General features: G+C 65.2%; 14 protein-coding genes. 9 read left to right on the forward strand and 5 right to left on the reverse strand.

The window, feature by feature from the left end:
* A partial coding sequence (locus NKH13_RS12465) for a hypothetical protein (RefSeq protein ID WP_352912634.1) occupies positions 1-882 on the reverse strand: 882 nt, incomplete at its 3' end.
* 304 nt (positions 883-1,186) lie between these two features.
* Between NKH13_RS12465 and NKH13_RS12470 the strand changes: the two genes are divergently transcribed.
* From NKH13_RS12470 to NKH13_RS12495, 6 genes are all read left to right on the forward strand, one after another.
* Positions 1,187-1,411 carry a hypothetical protein gene (locus NKH13_RS12470; protein WP_352799302.1) on the forward strand — a complete coding sequence of 75 codons (225 nt, stop codon included), beginning with the start codon at positions 1,187-1,189 and terminating at the stop codon, positions 1,409-1,411.
* A gap of 155 nt (positions 1,412-1,566) precedes the next feature.
* Positions 1,567-4,065 (forward strand): DNA ligase D, encoded by a 2,499-nt coding sequence (ligD, locus tag NKH13_RS12475; RefSeq protein WP_352912635.1) that lies wholly within the window; start codon positions 1,567-1,569, stop codon positions 4,063-4,065.
* A gap of 221 nt (positions 4,066-4,286) precedes the next feature.
* On the forward strand, positions 4,287-5,198 hold the full coding sequence (gene ku, locus NKH13_RS12480) for a non-homologous end joining protein Ku (protein WP_352912636.1): 912 nt from the start codon (positions 4,287-4,289) through the stop codon (positions 5,196-5,198).
* Positions 5,199-5,257: 59 nt separating this feature from the next.
* Complete coding sequence (locus NKH13_RS12485; protein ID WP_352912834.1) at positions 5,258-6,289, forward strand: tetratricopeptide repeat protein; 1,032 nt, start codon at positions 5,258-5,260, stop codon at positions 6,287-6,289.
* A gap of 216 nt (positions 6,290-6,505) precedes the next feature.
* Positions 6,506-7,150: an alpha/beta hydrolase family protein gene (locus tag NKH13_RS12490; RefSeq protein WP_352912637.1), complete on the forward strand. Its 645-nt coding sequence runs from the start codon at positions 6,506-6,508 to the stop codon at positions 7,148-7,150.
* 9 nt (positions 7,151-7,159) lie between these two features.
* Positions 7,160-7,930, forward strand: a complete 771-nt coding sequence (locus NKH13_RS12495; RefSeq protein ID WP_352912638.1) for an exodeoxyribonuclease III — start codon at positions 7,160-7,162, stop codon at positions 7,928-7,930.
* 39 nt (positions 7,931-7,969) lie between these two features.
* Here the strand turns inward: NKH13_RS12495 and NKH13_RS12500 are convergent, their stop codons facing one another.
* The 3 genes from NKH13_RS12500 to NKH13_RS12510 all read right to left on the reverse strand — a co-directional run bounded on the left by NKH13_RS12500 (position 7,970) and on the right by NKH13_RS12510 (position 9,509).
* Positions 7,970-8,434 (reverse strand): GFA family protein, encoded by a 465-nt coding sequence (locus tag NKH13_RS12500; protein ID WP_352912639.1) that lies wholly within the window; start codon positions 8,432-8,434, stop codon positions 7,970-7,972.
* A gap of 96 nt (positions 8,435-8,530) precedes the next feature.
* The gene (locus NKH13_RS12505; protein ID WP_352912640.1) at positions 8,531-8,734 is read right to left on the reverse strand and encodes a tautomerase family protein; all 204 of its coding nucleotides are present in this window, start codon (positions 8,732-8,734) and stop codon (positions 8,531-8,533) included.
* 34 nt (positions 8,735-8,768) lie between these two features.
* Positions 8,769-9,509, reverse strand: a complete 741-nt coding sequence (locus NKH13_RS12510) for an SDR family oxidoreductase (RefSeq protein WP_352912641.1) — start codon at positions 9,507-9,509, stop codon at positions 8,769-8,771.
* A gap of 100 nt (positions 9,510-9,609) precedes the next feature.
* Here NKH13_RS12510 and NKH13_RS12515 point away from each other — a divergent pair, with 100 nt between their 5' ends.
* The 3 genes from NKH13_RS12515 (at position 9,610) to NKH13_RS12525 (ending at position 13,012) form a co-directional block, all read left to right on the forward strand.
* On the forward strand, positions 9,610-10,515 hold the full coding sequence (locus NKH13_RS12515; protein ID WP_352912835.1) for a LysR family transcriptional regulator: 906 nt from the start codon (positions 9,610-9,612) through the stop codon (positions 10,513-10,515).
* Between the two features lie 160 nt (positions 10,516-10,675).
* Entirely contained in the window at positions 10,676-11,227 is a 552-nt protein-coding gene (locus NKH13_RS12520; protein WP_352912642.1) for an isochorismatase family protein, read from the forward strand.
* Positions 11,228-11,389: 162 nt separating this feature from the next.
* On the forward strand, positions 11,390-13,012 hold the full coding sequence (locus NKH13_RS12525; protein ID WP_352717076.1) for an ABC-F family ATP-binding cassette domain-containing protein: 1,623 nt from the start codon (positions 11,390-11,392) through the stop codon (positions 13,010-13,012).
* A 63-nt stretch (positions 13,013-13,075) separates the two neighbouring features.
* Here the strand turns inward: NKH13_RS12525 and NKH13_RS12530 are convergent, their stop codons facing one another.
* Positions 13,076-13,507 (reverse strand): SAM-dependent methyltransferase, encoded by a 432-nt coding sequence (locus NKH13_RS12530; RefSeq protein WP_352717075.1) that lies wholly within the window; start codon positions 13,505-13,507, stop codon positions 13,076-13,078.
* Positions 13,508-13,559: the final 52 nt, after the last annotated feature.

Consider the following 13,559-nt stretch of genomic DNA (forward strand, 5'->3'; position numbering starts at 1 on the left):
CACGAGCTCGGTCCGCTGGCGATCGAGCGCATCCGGCGGAGGCGCCCGGGCGGCTTCGCTTACCTGCGTCCGCAGCTGCGCCAGCTCCGCGCGGTCGGCGGTCGCGTCCTGCCGCAGCTTTTCGATCTCGGCCGCGAGCTCGGTCCGCTGGCGGTCGAGCGCATCCGGCGGAGGCGCTCGGGCGGCTTCGCTCACCTGCATCCGCAGCTGCGCCAGCTCCGCGCGGTCGGCGGTCGCCCCCTGCCGCAACTTTTCGATCTCGGCCGCGAGTTCAGTCCGCTGGCGGTCGAGCGTAACCGCATCCGGTGGCGGTGCCCGGGCGGCTTCTCTTACCTGCGTCCGCAGCTGCGCCACTGCCGCGCGGTCGGCGGTCGCGTCCTGCCGCAGCTTTTCGACCAACTGGGGGAGGTTCGTGCTGTCGCCCGCCGCCACCTGCTGCAATTTTTCGATCTGACCCAAAAGTTCGGTCAGCTGGCGATCGAGCGTAGCCGCATCCGGTGGCGGCGCCCGGGCGGCTTCGCTCACCTGCGTCCGCAGTTGCGCCATGGTCGCGCGGTCGATCGTCGCGTCCTGCCGCAGCTTTTCGATCTCAGCCGCGAGCTCGGCCAGCTGGCGATCGAGCGGGGCGGCATCCGTCGAAGCCGCCTGGGCGGCTTCGCTCACCAGCTCCGTGTGATCGGCGGTCGCCTGTTGCCGCAGCTTTTCGATCTCAACTGCGGACGCAGTCGAGAGCGTAATTGTCGCGCCGACGATCAACATACTAGCCAAGAGTATTTTTTGCCAGTTGACACGAAACCAGCCCCTGGATTTCAGCAACTCGGCGCCGCTTGCAGGTGGAACCGCAGCTTTGAGGCCAATGTCTGTCCGTTTTCCGTTCGTCAAAAGAGCGACCTCGGTCGGGGGCTTGCTATCCCGCGACGCCAATTGGAAGACGTGCACCACGAGCCTACGCATAAATTCGAGCTTTTAGCTTCATCCATTCGAGTAAATTCGAGCTTTTAGCTTCATCCATTCGAGGGATGCTTCATCCAGTCCGGGGAAGTGTCACGTCCTGATATATGGACGTCGGGCACTATGCGCCGGCGGTCGTGGGACGCTCGCTCGCCGAAATTGACACGACACCCCGTCTCAGCCATCCTTGAGCTGGCCGTCTTGTCTTGCGGCTCTGCGTGTATGAGCAAATTGCATGGCCAGTTCCGCTACCAGCCAAAAATCCAAGCGCGCCGCGGTGCGCAAGGCGCTCGACCGCCACAAGGTCTACATCACCGCGCAACGTTTTTCGGCCGGCAGCTACAGCGCGCGCGTGCTGGTCGATGGCGAGGCCTATTGGGTCGACGAATTCCGGCTCAGCCAGCTGCAGCAGGGCCTGTCGCCGGCCGAACTCGAATTGACGCCGGCCACCGACGATTGAGCGGCGTGACCTCCCATCCTTCGTCATCCCAGGGCGGTGCAGGAGCGAAGCGACGTCGCGGAGACCCTGGGATCCATGCCGTTACATTGGAGCGCCGCTGCGATGGGATTTTGATGCTGCGCTCGTTGCTTTTGCCCACCACCCGCGCCTAGTCCATGACCGCCCCACCAAAGCTCAAGGCCTATCGCGCCAAGCGCGAGTTCACGAGGACGCCGGAACCGGCCGGCGGTCTGGTTGCCGGTGAGGGCAATCGTTTCGTCGTCCACAAGCATCACGCCACCGCCGATCACTACGATCTGCGCCTGCAGGTCGGCGACGTGCTGAAGAGCTGGGCGGTGCCGCGCGGCCCGTCGCTGAACCCGGCCGACAAAAGGCTGGCGGTCGAGACCGAGGACCATCCGCTCGAATATATCGACTTCGAAGGTGTCATTCCCGAAGGCGAATATGGCGGCGGGCCGATGATCGTCTGGGATACCGGCGTCTGGGCGCCGATGGACGATGTCGAGAAGAGCCTGCGCACCGGCTCCTTCAAGTTCCGGCTGGCCGGCGAAAAGCTGAATGGCGGCTGGATGCTGACGCGGCTGAAACCGAAGCCCGGCGAGGATGAGGGCAAGAAGAACTGGCTGCTGTTCAAGGAGCGTGATCTCGCCGCCGACACCACGCTCGACATACTGGAAGCCCGCCCGGAAAGCGTCAAATCCGGACGCCTCATCGAGGAACTGGTGGCAGCGCCGAAGCCTGCCGCCAAACCTGCCAGGCCGGTGGTGCTGAAACCCGGCGCTTTGCCGGGCGCCGTCAAGACGCCGCCGCCTCCCCGGATCGAGCCGCAGCTGGCTACGCAGGTTCCGAAGCCGCCGGGCGGAGATGACCCCGCGGCCCGAACGGGCGAAGTCTGGCTGCACGAGATCAAATTCGACGGCTACCGCACCATGGCGCATCTCGCTAACGGCGCAGTCAGGCTGATCACCCGCGCCGGCCTCGACTGGACGAAGCGCTATGGCGACCTTCCGCTTGCATTCGCCAGGCTGCCGTGCCGCGAGGCGATCATCGATGGCGAGGTCGTCGCGCTCGACGCCAAGGGCATCAGCCGCTTTGCCCTTTTGCAGGACGCGCTGGCCGAAGGCGCCGGCAACAAGCTCCATTTCTACGCCTTCGATCTTCTGTATCTCGACGGCTGGGACCTGAGACAAGCGCCGCTCCGCCGGCGCAAGGCGCTGCTTTCGCAATTGCTGTCCGGTCTCGGTGCCAATTCGGCCATCCAGCTCAGCGATCATGTCGAAGGCGACGGCCAGGCGCTCTATGACCAGGCATCCGAGATGGGGCTCGAGGGTGTCGTCTCCAAGCGCGCCACGGCGGTCTACCAGAGCGGCCGCACCAAGACCTGGACCAAGACCAAGGCGCTCCAGACCGGCGACTTCGTCATCGCCGGCTACACCGTCTCCGATGCGGCAGAGGGGTTGGCAGCACTCGGCCTCGGTGAATTCGAAGACGGCGAACTGCATTATCGCGGCAAGGTCGGCACCGGCTTCGATGCCGCGACAGCAGGCGAATTGCTGGCGCGGCTGGAGCCATTGCGGGCCGGTGCATCCGCGCCCGAAGGGGTTCCCCGCGAAATCATGCGCGAGATGAACTGGGTGCGGCCGCTGCTTTCGGCGCATATCCACTACGCCAACCGGACCACCGACAATGCGCTGCGTCATGCCGTGTTCCGCGGCCTGCGTGACGTCGGGCTGTCGACGCCGGTTTCGGCCAAGCGCAAGCGGCTGATCGCCGAGGCCGACCTCGCCACAATCTGGGTGACCAACCCGACGCGGCGGCTGTTCGGCAAGACCGGCCCGACCAAGCTCGATATCGCCGTCTATTACGCGCTGGTCGGCGATTTCATGCTGCCGCATATCCTTGGCCGGCCGGTGTCGCTGGTGCGCTGCCCGACCGGCAGACCGCAGGACTGTTTCTTCCAGCGCCATGCCTTCACCGGCATGCCGTCCTCGGTGGCGACCTTCGAGGCGACCAATTCGGAGGGCGAGACCAAATCCTATCTCTCGGTGGAAGACGCCAAGGGCTATCTGGCGCTGGCGCAGTTCGGCGTCGTCGAGTTCCACACCTGGGGCACCCATCGCACGCGGCTCGACAAGCCGGACCTGATCGTCTTCGACCTCGACCCGGGCGAAGGGATCGCCTGGCGCGAGGTGGTTGAGGCGGCGGTGCACATTAAGGGCGAGCTGGAAGCGCTAGGGCTGGTGCCGTTCGCCAAGACCTCCGGCGGGCACGGCATCCACATCACCGTGCCGGTGACACAAAAGCAGAACTGGAAGAAACTGCACCAGGCGACCAGCGCCGTCTCCACGCATCTTGCCGCCACCGCGCCCGACACTTTCACCACCACCATGGGCAAGGACAACCGCAAGCGGCGTATCTTCATCGATTATCACCGCAATGCGCGCGGCCACACCTCGGCGGCTCCCTATTCGTTGCGCGCCCGCACCAACTTGCCGGCCTCGACGCCGGTGAGCTGGAGCGATCTGGAATCCATCGACGCTCCGCAGGATCTGAATTATTCCTCGCTGCCGGGCCTTCTGGCGACGTCGGGCGATCCCTGGGCCGACATGGAAGATTTCGCCCGGGATTTGCCGGTGATAGGCACCGCGAGGTAGTCCTGCGGGCGCGGCCCCAGACTCCATCGACGCTCCGGAAAATTTGAATTATTCTTCGCCACGGACCTCTTGCCTGCAGGCGGCTCTCAGCGGAGGAAGATTTCGCTAGGAATTTGCCGGTATTGTAAGGGGCAATGTAGGATTTCGGCAGCCCCGTTCGTCCTCCGGACGAATGAACGCTGCGAACAGTTCGACAGCACAAGTCCGCGTAGGAGTATTTCATGGCGCCCAGGGCAAGTTGGAAAGGTTACCTCAAGCTCAGTCTGGTCAGCTGTCCGGTCCGGCTCTATCCGGCGACCAGCGCCAGCGAGCGCATCAGCTTCAACCAGCTGCACAAGAAGACGCACAACCGCATCAACATGAAACCGGTCGACCCCGAACTCGGGCTGGTCGAGCGCTCGGACCTGGTCAAGGGCTACGAATACGAGGACAAGCAATACATCATCATCGAGGACGCCGATCTCGATGCGGTGCGTATCGAATCCAATCATACGATGAACATCGAGGCCTTTGTCGACGAGCATTCGGTCGACGTCATCTATCAGGATGCGCCCTACTACCTGGCGCCGGACGGCGCAATGGCCGAGGAGACCTTCGCCGTGCTGCGCGAAGCGATGCGCAAATCCGGCAAGCTGGCGATCGCCCGCCTGGTGCTGTCCAGCCGCGAGCGCGTGGTGACGATCGGCGCGCGCGAGAACGGCATGTTCGTCTGCACCTTGAGAAATCCGAACGAAGTGCGTGGCACGGCTGAATATTTCGGCAATATCCCGGCCGGAAACCCCGATCCCGAAATGCTGCAGTTGGCCGAAGCGCTGATCAAGCAGAAGGAAACCACCTTCGATCCAAAGAATTACGAGGACCGCTACGAGATCGCGCTGATGACGATGATCCGAGAGAAGCTCAAGGGCCACAAGCCTATCATCGCGGCGGCGCCTGAGCGCGGCAATGTCATCAACCTGATGGATGCGTTGAAGGCGAGCCTGTCCCAATCGGCCAAACCGCCGGCCAAGTCGAAGAGCAAGGCCGACGAGGCGGCGAAACCGGCAGCCAAAGCAAAGTCCGCCAAGGGCGGCGCCAAGGAAAACCCGCTCAAGGCCAATCTGCTGCAGGCCGTCGGTAAGAGCAAAGGGTGACGGCGCCCACTAGCACGATCTTCGGCACTATCGGCGCGCTCGCGGCGTTTCCGCTTCGCATGGCGGCGCGCGAGGTCGCGCGCCGGCAGGGCCAATTGCGGCGCGGAGTCACCAGACGGACCACCCATGTCGTGTTCGGGCGGACGTTCCTCGCCAAGGCCGATGATGCCGAGATTGAGCGCCGCGTCGTCACCGAGCGCGCGGCCGGGCGCAAGCTGGTCAGTGAGAACGGCTTCCTGCGCCTGCTCGGGCTGATGAAGGCGCCGGAGGCTTCGGCGCTGTCGCGGCAGTCGCTGGTCGACCAATCGCGGCTGACCGGCGCGGATCTCGACCGTTTGTCGCTGTTCGATGCCTTCGAGCACGACGCCGAACCTTACTCCTTTCGCGACCTGATCCTCGCCCGCAAATATGCCGGCCTGGTTGCCGGCGGCGCCTCATGGGGTGCGATTGCGCGCTCGGTGCACCGCTCCGGCCCGGTCGCCTCGCTCACCGCCAAGTCGCTCGCCGTCGGCTCGCTGCATGGGCGGGCCGACGCCATCTATCTCGAAGGCGGCCAGAGCGAGCTCGACGGCCAGTTGCTGTTCGATCTGGGAACGCAGGATGACGATACGCTGGAAGAGCTGTTTGCCGATGCCGAGGCGGCGGAAGAGGCTGACGACCACGAGCAGGCCGCGGCACTCTACCAGCGCTGCCTGGCCATAGACCCGAGCGACGCCATCGCCGCCTTCAACCGCGCCAACTGCCTGCGCGCCGCCGGCCACGCGGCGGAGGCGGCGCACGACTATGCCCGCGCGATAAAGCTCGATCCCGGGTTCGTCGAGGCCTGGTTCAATCTCGCCGGGCTGATGAGCGAAGAGGGGCGGGTAGCCTCGGCGCGCCGCCATTTGCTCAAGGCGATCGCGCTGGATGCGAAGTACGCCGATGCGGTGTTCAACCTTGCGAGGCTGGAGTTCGACGCCGGCAATCTCGCCGAGGCGCGGCGGAGCTGGGTGCGCTATCTTGAACTCGACGCCAGCTCCGAATGGGCGCGTATGGCGGCCAAGGGCGTCCAGTTCGTCGATTTGCAGCTGGCGCGGATGTCGGCAGGGTGAGGTAATCCAATGCCTGCGCTTGAACACCCCCCTCTGTCCTGCCGGACATCTCCCCCGCAAGGGGGGAGATCGGCAGCTTCTCCTTACCGCCCGCCTTCCAACGTTGGTGATTGGCGAAAGCGATGGCGACATCCAATCTCCCCCCCTTGCGGGGGAGATGGCCGGCAGGCCAGAGGGGGGTGGGACGGAACGCGGCCTCCATAAGTGGGCCACCCTATGACCACCTTCCTCTTCGACGGTCCCGACACCGCTGCCATCACTATCCTGCTGGCGCATGGCGCAGGCGCTCCTATGGACTCGCCCTCGATGACCGCCACGGCAAAAGCGCTCGCCGCGGCCGGCTTCCGCGTCGCGCGCTTTGAATTCCACTACATGGCGGCCCGCCGCTACGGCCACCGCAAGCCGCCGCCGCGCGCCGAGACGGTTAACCCGGAATACGTCAAGGCGATCGCCGACCTCCGGGCGAAGGGCGTGACGGGTCCGCTCATCATCGGCGGCAAGTCGATGGGCGGACGCGTCGCTTCGATGATCGCCGACCAGATGTTTTCGAAGGGCGAGATTTCAGGGCTGCTGTGTCTCGGCTATCCCTTCCATCCGCCGGACAAACCGACGCAGCTTCGGACAAAACACCTCGCCGATCTCAAGACGCCGACATTGATCTTCCAGGGCACGCGCGACGAGTTCGGGACCAAAGACGAGGTCGCGACCTATGCTCTGTCCGACGCAATCGAGATCTTCTGGCTGGAAGACGGCGACCATGATCTGAAGCCGCGCAAAAACATCTCCGGCTTCTCCACCGCCGATCATCTGAAGACGCTCGCTGATGCGGTGAAGGCGTGGACCGAACGCATCGTGCGCTGAAGCAGGCCGATGAAGATCGCCACCTTCAACGTCAACAACATCAACGGCCGGCTGCCGAACCTGCTCGCATGGCTGGCCGCCGCCAAACCCGACATCGCCTGCCTGCAGGAGCTTAAGGCCAGGCAGACGCAGTTTCCGCGAACGGCGCTGGCGGCGGCCGGCTATGGCGCGGTGTGGGTCGGGCAGCCGACCTGGAACGGCGTCGCCATCCTTTCGCGTGGCTCGGAGCCCGTTCTGACCCGCGACGCGCTGCCCGGCGACGATAGCGACCAGCAGGCGCGCTACATCGAAGCGGCGGTCAACGGCATCGTCGTCGCCTCGCTCTACGCGCCGAACGGCAACCCGCAGCCCGGCCCGAAGTTCCAGTACAAGCTGGCCTGGCACGAAAGGCTGGAGGCGCATGCGGCGCAGTTGCTCGACACCGGCCTGCCCGTGGTGCTGGCCGGCGACTACAACATCGTGCCCGAGCCGCGCGACATCTACCCGACCCGCTCCTATGACGACAACGCGCTGGTCCAGCCGGAAAGCCGCGCATCGTTCCAGCGGCTGCTCGACCAGGGCTGGCTTGACGCGCTGCGTAAGAAGCATCCGACGGAGACGCTCTACACATTCTGGGACTATCGCCGCAATCGCTGGCCGCGCGACGCCGGCCTGCGGCTCGACCATATCTTGCTCAGCAAGAAGCTGTCGCGCCGGCTGGTAGCGGCGGGCATCGACCGCGACGTGCGCGGCGAGACCGGCGCCAGCGATCACGCGCCGGTCTGGGTGGAGTTGCGGTGAAGCATGAAAGCTGGCGCCGCCTTTCCGGGCGGCAACCAGTCAGGTTGGCCGCGCCGCTTCGCGGGCGAACGCTTCGATCAAAGGGGCGTATCCCTCAAGGTCGGGCTGCGTAGCGAAACTGTGGGTAGCGGCGGTCGAAGCCCAGGGCAGCTTTTCCGACGTGAAGACTTCGACGAAAGGCGCATACCAATGATGTTCGTCCAGCATGGTCGCACGAACATTGACGAAAAAGTCCAGGCCATGCGGACGCGTGAACATCCAGTTCTTGCAGTGCGGGCAATAGAGCTGCCGGTGCGGGCCGTGCAGGCCGCCGACCACCGGCTCGCCTTGCGTTATGGCAAAACCGTCGCTGGGCACGGCGATGGTCAGGGAATACGCGCTGGCGCTCAGCTTCTGGCAGCCGGTGCAGTGACACGCCGTCGTCAGCAAGGGCGGCGCGCTGATGCGAAAGCGTATTCCGCCGCACAGGCAACCGCCGTCCCAAGGTAGCTTCCAATCGTCCATCGCTGGCCTCGCGTTAGCTCTGCCAGCGATCTAGCGCGCGACCGCCAAGCTGCAATCTCTCCCTTGACGGTCCCAGAAGGGGGGAGATCGGCAGCTTCACGTCCTTCTCTCAGGGATCGTGAACGCCACGTCGGCGCGGCCGTAGCCGCCATCGGCGACCTCCTCGATCAGCACCATCGTGTAGGGGCGCACGCCTTCGCCGAACATCTCGACGAACAGGGCTGTGGTCTTGTGGACGAGGTCCTCCTTCTGTCCGGCGGACAGCGCGCGCTCAGGCACCTTGAAATTTGCAAACGGCATGATGTCGATTTCCTGTTGGTTGTTGGAGGTAAAGTCAGACCGTGCCGCCATTGGCGCGCAGCACCTGGCCGTTGACCCAGCCGCTGTCCGGTCCGGCGAGGAACGACACCACGCCGGCGATGTCGGCGGGCTGGCCGAGCCGCCCGAGCGGGATCATCCTGGTGATCGTCTCGACCAGTGCCTCGGACTTGCCGCCGAGGAACAGCTCGGTTGCCACCGGCCCCGGCGCCACGACATTGACGGTGATGCCGCGCGGCCCGAGTTCCTTGGCCAGCACATGCGTCATGGCCTCGACGCCGGCCTTGGTGGCAGCGTAAACGCCGTAGGTCGGCTGGTAGAGCCCGACCACGCTGGACGAGAAGCTGATGATGCGGCCGCCGTCGCGCAGCCTTCTTGCGCCCTCGCGCATGCCGCGGAAGACGCCACCGAGATTCACCGCGATCTGCTGCTCGAAACCGGCGTCGTCCATCTGCGCGATCGGCGCGAGCTTCATGATGCCGGCATTGTTGACCAGCACGTCGAGGCCGCCAAAGGCCTGCTCGGCTGCGTCGAACAGATGCGCCACGCCCTTGGGATCGCCGACATCGGCCTGGACGGCGATCGCCGTGCCGCCCGCCGCCTCGATCCCGCGCACCACGCCTTCGGCGGCTTCAGCGCCCCTGGCATAATTGACGACGACCGAAAAGCCGTCGCGTGCCAGCCTTCTGGCAATTTCGGCGCCGATGCCCTTCGAGGCGCCGGTTACCAGCGCCACCTTTCCATTCCGCGTAGTCATGTCAGCTCTCCAATTCTTGTCGGCTGAAAATAGGCGATAAATCTTGCGGGATAATCGATCGGCACTTGCCAACACCATTCGGATATGGCGAACAATGGCGATGGACAGTCTCGACCGGATGCGCCTGCTTGCCCGCGTGATCGAGCGCGGCAGCTTCACCGCGGCGGCCGCCGATCTCTCGATGTCGCGATCGACTGCCACCGACGCGATCAAGGACCTCGAGGCGCGGCTGGGGGTGAGGCTGCTCGAACGCACCACGCGCCATGTCACCCCGACATTGGACGGCCAAGCCTATTACCAGCGCTGCCTCGCCATCCTTGCCGATGTCGAGGATGCCGAGGCCGGCTTTCAATCGGCGCAGCCGCAGGGCCTTTTGAGGATCGACGTGCACGGCTTCATGGCCCGCCATTTCATCCTGCCGCGGCTCTCCGAATTCCTCGACCGCTACCCCGGGATCGACTTGCATATCGGCGACGGCGACCGGCTGGTCGATCTGGTGCGCGAGGGCATCGACTGCGTGCTGCGTTCCGGCGAACAGGCCGACAGCGGCATGATCGTGCGGCGGGTGGCAACATTACTCGAAGTCACCAGCGCCAGCCCCGCCTATCTCGAAAAGCACGGCATGCCGGCAACCCCCGACGATCTCGAAGGCCATCTTATGGTCGGCTTCCGCTCGTCGCGGACCGGCGAGGTCATGCCGCTCGAATTCACCGTTGGCGGCGCGTTGCGCTATGTCAGCCTGCCCAACCGGGTGACGGTCAACGGCTCCGACACGATGGCGGAGCTGGCGCGTCTCGGCTTCGGCCTTGTGCAGGCGCCGCATTACCGCTTCGCCGGGGATTTCGCACGCGGCACGCTTGTCGAAGTGCTGCCGGATTACCCGCCGTCACCGACACCGCTGTCGGCGCTCTACCCGCAGAACCGCCAGCTCGCGCCACGGGTACGCGTGTTCATCGACTGGGTGACCGGGATTTTTGGCGAGGATGGGACATCGGGCCGGGTGTGATCGTGCGCCGGGGGCCGCCGGCTACTTTGCGAAGGGCCGCGATCCTTCACGCCCCCCTCTGTCCTGCCGGACATCTCCCCCACAAGGGGGGAGATCGGTGGCTTCAGCGTCGGCGCCGAGTATCCTTGACCCGCCTACCACCCACGCTATGTTCGCACCCATGTCAGGGACCAGCCCCGCGGCCACTGCGCCGCTCATCGTGATCGATCTTCAGACCGGCATGTTCGACGGTGTCGCCGAACCGCCGATCCATGATGCCGATGGCATGGTTGCCCGCACCCGCGCGCTGATCGAATGGGCACGGCGCAGCGGGCGCAAGATCGCCTTCATCAGGCATGACGGCCCGCAGGGCGATCCTCTGGCGCCGGGTGAGCCGGGCTGGCCGGTGTGGCCGGCGCTCGGCCAGGCCGAGGACGAGCCGACTTTCGCCAAGCGTGTCGGCGACGCGTTCAGCAATGCCGCGCTTGCAGAATGGGTGGTCGGGCAGGGCGCCGGCGAGGTCGTTCTGATCGGCGCGCAGACCGATTTTTGCGTGGCGGCCACGGTGAAGGGCGCCTTTGCAGCGGGCCTGGGCGTCACCGTGATTTCCGACGCTCACAGCACGCTCGACACCACCAGCGAGACCGCCGCGGAGATCATCGCCCGGCACAATGCGGCATTTGCCGCCGCCGGGGTCAAGCTGGCGACGATAAAGGCCCTTACCGATAGCTGATTCGCCGGCTCATCCCTACGCCGTCAAAGCCTGATCCAGCCGGGAAGAAACTGGCGGGTTCAGACAATTTGGCGCGCGGCGCCTCGCCACTTGCGGGCTTCCGCAAGCGCGGCCTATCGCGTATTGGCGCGGGACCTCTCCTTTGGCCTTTCCCGGGAAACCATGATTCGTCTCGAAAGCATCAGCAAGCAGAACGGCCGGCAGATTGTCTTCATTGAAGCCTCCGCCGCCTTGCAGAAGGGCGAGAAGGTCGGGCTGGTCGGGCCTAACGGCGCCGGCAAGACGACGCTGTTTCGCATGATCAACGGCGAGGAGCAGCCTGACGAGGGCCAGGTCTCGGTCGATCGCGGCGTCACCATCGGTTATTTCAGCCAGGATGTCGGCGACATGGAAGGCCGCAGCGCCGTTGCCGAAGTGATGGACGGCGCCGGGCCGGTGAGCGAAGTGGCGGCCGAGATGCGCAAGCTCGAGCACGCCATGGGCGACCCCGATCGCGCCGGTGAGATGGACGAGATCATCGCCCGCTACGGCGAGGCGCAGCACCGCTTCGAGGAACTCGACGGCTATGCGCTGGATGGGCGTGCTCGCGAGGTGCTGGACGGCCTTGGCTTCAGCCAGGAGATGATGGACGGCGACGTCGGCAAGCTGTCCGGCGGCTGGAAGATGCGCGTGGCGCTGGCCAGGATCCTTTTGATGCGGCCCGACGCCATGCTGCTCGACGAACCGAGCAACCATCTCGACCTGGAAAGCCTGATCTGGCTGGAGCAGTTCCTGAAGAATTATGACGGTGCGCTGCTGATGACCTCGCACGACCGCGAGTTCATGAACCGCATCGTCAACAAGGTCGTCGAGATCGACGGCGGCTCGCTGACTGCCTACTCCGGCAACTACGAATTCTACCAGCAGCAGCGGGCGATTGCCGACCGGCAGCAGCAGGCGCAGTTCGAGCGCCAGCAGGCGATGCTGGCCAAGGAGATCGCCTTCATCGAGCGCTTCAAGGCACGTGCCTCGCATGCCGCCCAGGTGCAGAGTCGGGTGAAAAAGCTGGACAAGATCGACCGTGTCGAGCCGCCCAAGCGCCGCCAGAAGGTGTCGTTCGATTTCCAGCCGGCGCCGCGCTGCGGCGAGGACGTGGTGACGCTGAAGAACGTGCACAAGGGCTATGGCAGCCGCTCGGTCTACGAGGGATTGGATTTTCAGGTGCGCCGCCGCGAGCGCTGGTGCATCATGGGCGTCAACGGCGCCGGCAAGTCGACGCTGCTTAAGCTGGTGGCTGGCGCTTCCGAGCCGGACAATGGCACGGTGGCGCGCGGCCCGAGCGTCAAGATGGGCTATTTCGCCCAGCACGCCATGGAAGTGCTGGAGGGCGAGCGCACCGTGTTCCAGACACTGGAAGATGCGTTTCCGCAGGCCGGCCAGGCGCCGCTTAGGGCGCTGGCCGGCTGCTTCGGCTTTTCCGGCGACGAGATCGAGAAGAAATGCCGCGTGCTGTCGGGCGGCGAGAAGGCGCGGCTGGTGATGGCGCTGATGCTGTTCGACCCGCCCAATTTGCTGGTGCTGGACGAGCCGACCAACCACCTCGACATCGCCACCAAGGAGATGCTGATCACGGCACTGTCGCAGTACGAGGGGACCATGCTGTTCGTCTCGCATGACCGCCATTTCCTGGCGGCGCTGTCGAACCGGGTGCTGGAACTGACGCCCGAGGGCATCCAAACCTATGGCGGCGGCTATACCGAATATGTCGAGCGCACCGGGCAGGAGGCGCCGGGGCTGCGGAGCTGAGACACAGATTCGGCTCTGCCACTCCCCGTCGCCTAAAGCGCGTGGCGTTCGATCGAGCTCTGCTCAGCCGTGTATCGCAATTTCGCGCAGCGGATCGCCGCCATCGATGAACAGCCGGCCTTGCGCGGTCAACGCCGCCTTGAGCCGTTGCAGGGCAATTTTTCCTGCTTCGGGATGACGCCCGTCCAGCGCGCCGACGCGCACCGCAACGGCAATGTCGAAGTGCTTCTCGTCGGCCTCCAACTCGAAATCCTCGATGGCGATCTGGCGAAGGCTCAGCCGGCCTGCCGCAATCTCGGCGCGCGAAGCGGCCCCGGCCTGCGCAATGGCCTTGGCCGAGCGGTCGATCGCCAGCACGTGCCCGCCGCCGATCCGGCGCGCCATCTCGCGCGCTGCAGCACCCGGTCCGCAGCCGATCTCCAGCACTCGCATGCCCGGCCGCAGGGGCAGCGCATTGATGATCGCCAAAAGCCTTGGCGACAAATCGTTCGCCATTTCCGCTTCTCCAGCTTTTCGCGATCCGAGATTAGCGACCGCGGCCGGCGAC

Source organism: Mesorhizobium sp. M1348 (genome assembly GCF_040317925.1).
Classification (GTDB): domain Bacteria; phylum Pseudomonadota; class Alphaproteobacteria; order Rhizobiales; family Rhizobiaceae; genus Mesorhizobium.

Excerpts from the sequence above, each read along its gene's own strand:
- NKH13_RS12470 (WP_352799302.1), top strand. The coding sequence starts at position 1,187 with ATGGCCAGTTCCGCTACCAGCCAAAAATCCAAGCGCGCCGCGGTGCGC.
- ligD (WP_352912635.1), top strand. The coding sequence starts at position 1,567 with ATGACCGCCCCACCAAAGCTCAAGGCCTATCGCGCCAAGCGCGAGTTC.
- ku (WP_352912636.1), top strand. The coding sequence starts at position 4,287 with ATGGCGCCCAGGGCAAGTTGGAAAGGTTACCTCAAGCTCAGTCTGGTC.
- NKH13_RS12485 (WP_352912834.1), top strand. The coding sequence starts at position 5,258 with ATGGCGGCGCGCGAGGTCGCGCGCCGGCAGGGCCAATTGCGGCGCGGA.
- NKH13_RS12490 (WP_352912637.1), top strand. The coding sequence starts at position 6,506 with ATGACCACCTTCCTCTTCGACGGTCCCGACACCGCTGCCATCACTATC.
- NKH13_RS12495 (WP_352912638.1), top strand. The coding sequence starts at position 7,160 with ATGAAGATCGCCACCTTCAACGTCAACAACATCAACGGCCGGCTGCCG.
- NKH13_RS12500 (WP_352912639.1), bottom strand. The coding sequence starts at position 8,434 with ATGGACGATTGGAAGCTACCTTGGGACGGCGGTTGCCTGTGCGGCGGA.
- NKH13_RS12505 (WP_352912640.1), bottom strand. The coding sequence starts at position 8,734 with ATGCCGTTTGCAAATTTCAAGGTGCCTGAGCGCGCGCTGTCCGCCGGA.
- NKH13_RS12510 (WP_352912641.1), bottom strand. The coding sequence starts at position 9,509 with ATGACTACGCGGAATGGAAAGGTGGCGCTGGTAACCGGCGCCTCGAAG.
- NKH13_RS12515 (WP_352912835.1), top strand. The coding sequence starts at position 9,610 with ATGGACAGTCTCGACCGGATGCGCCTGCTTGCCCGCGTGATCGAGCGC.
- NKH13_RS12520 (WP_352912642.1), top strand. The coding sequence starts at position 10,676 with ATGTCAGGGACCAGCCCCGCGGCCACTGCGCCGCTCATCGTGATCGAT.
- NKH13_RS12525 (WP_352717076.1), top strand. The coding sequence starts at position 11,390 with ATGATTCGTCTCGAAAGCATCAGCAAGCAGAACGGCCGGCAGATTGTC.
- NKH13_RS12530 (WP_352717075.1), bottom strand. The coding sequence starts at position 13,507 with ATGGCGAACGATTTGTCGCCAAGGCTTTTGGCGATCATCAATGCGCTG.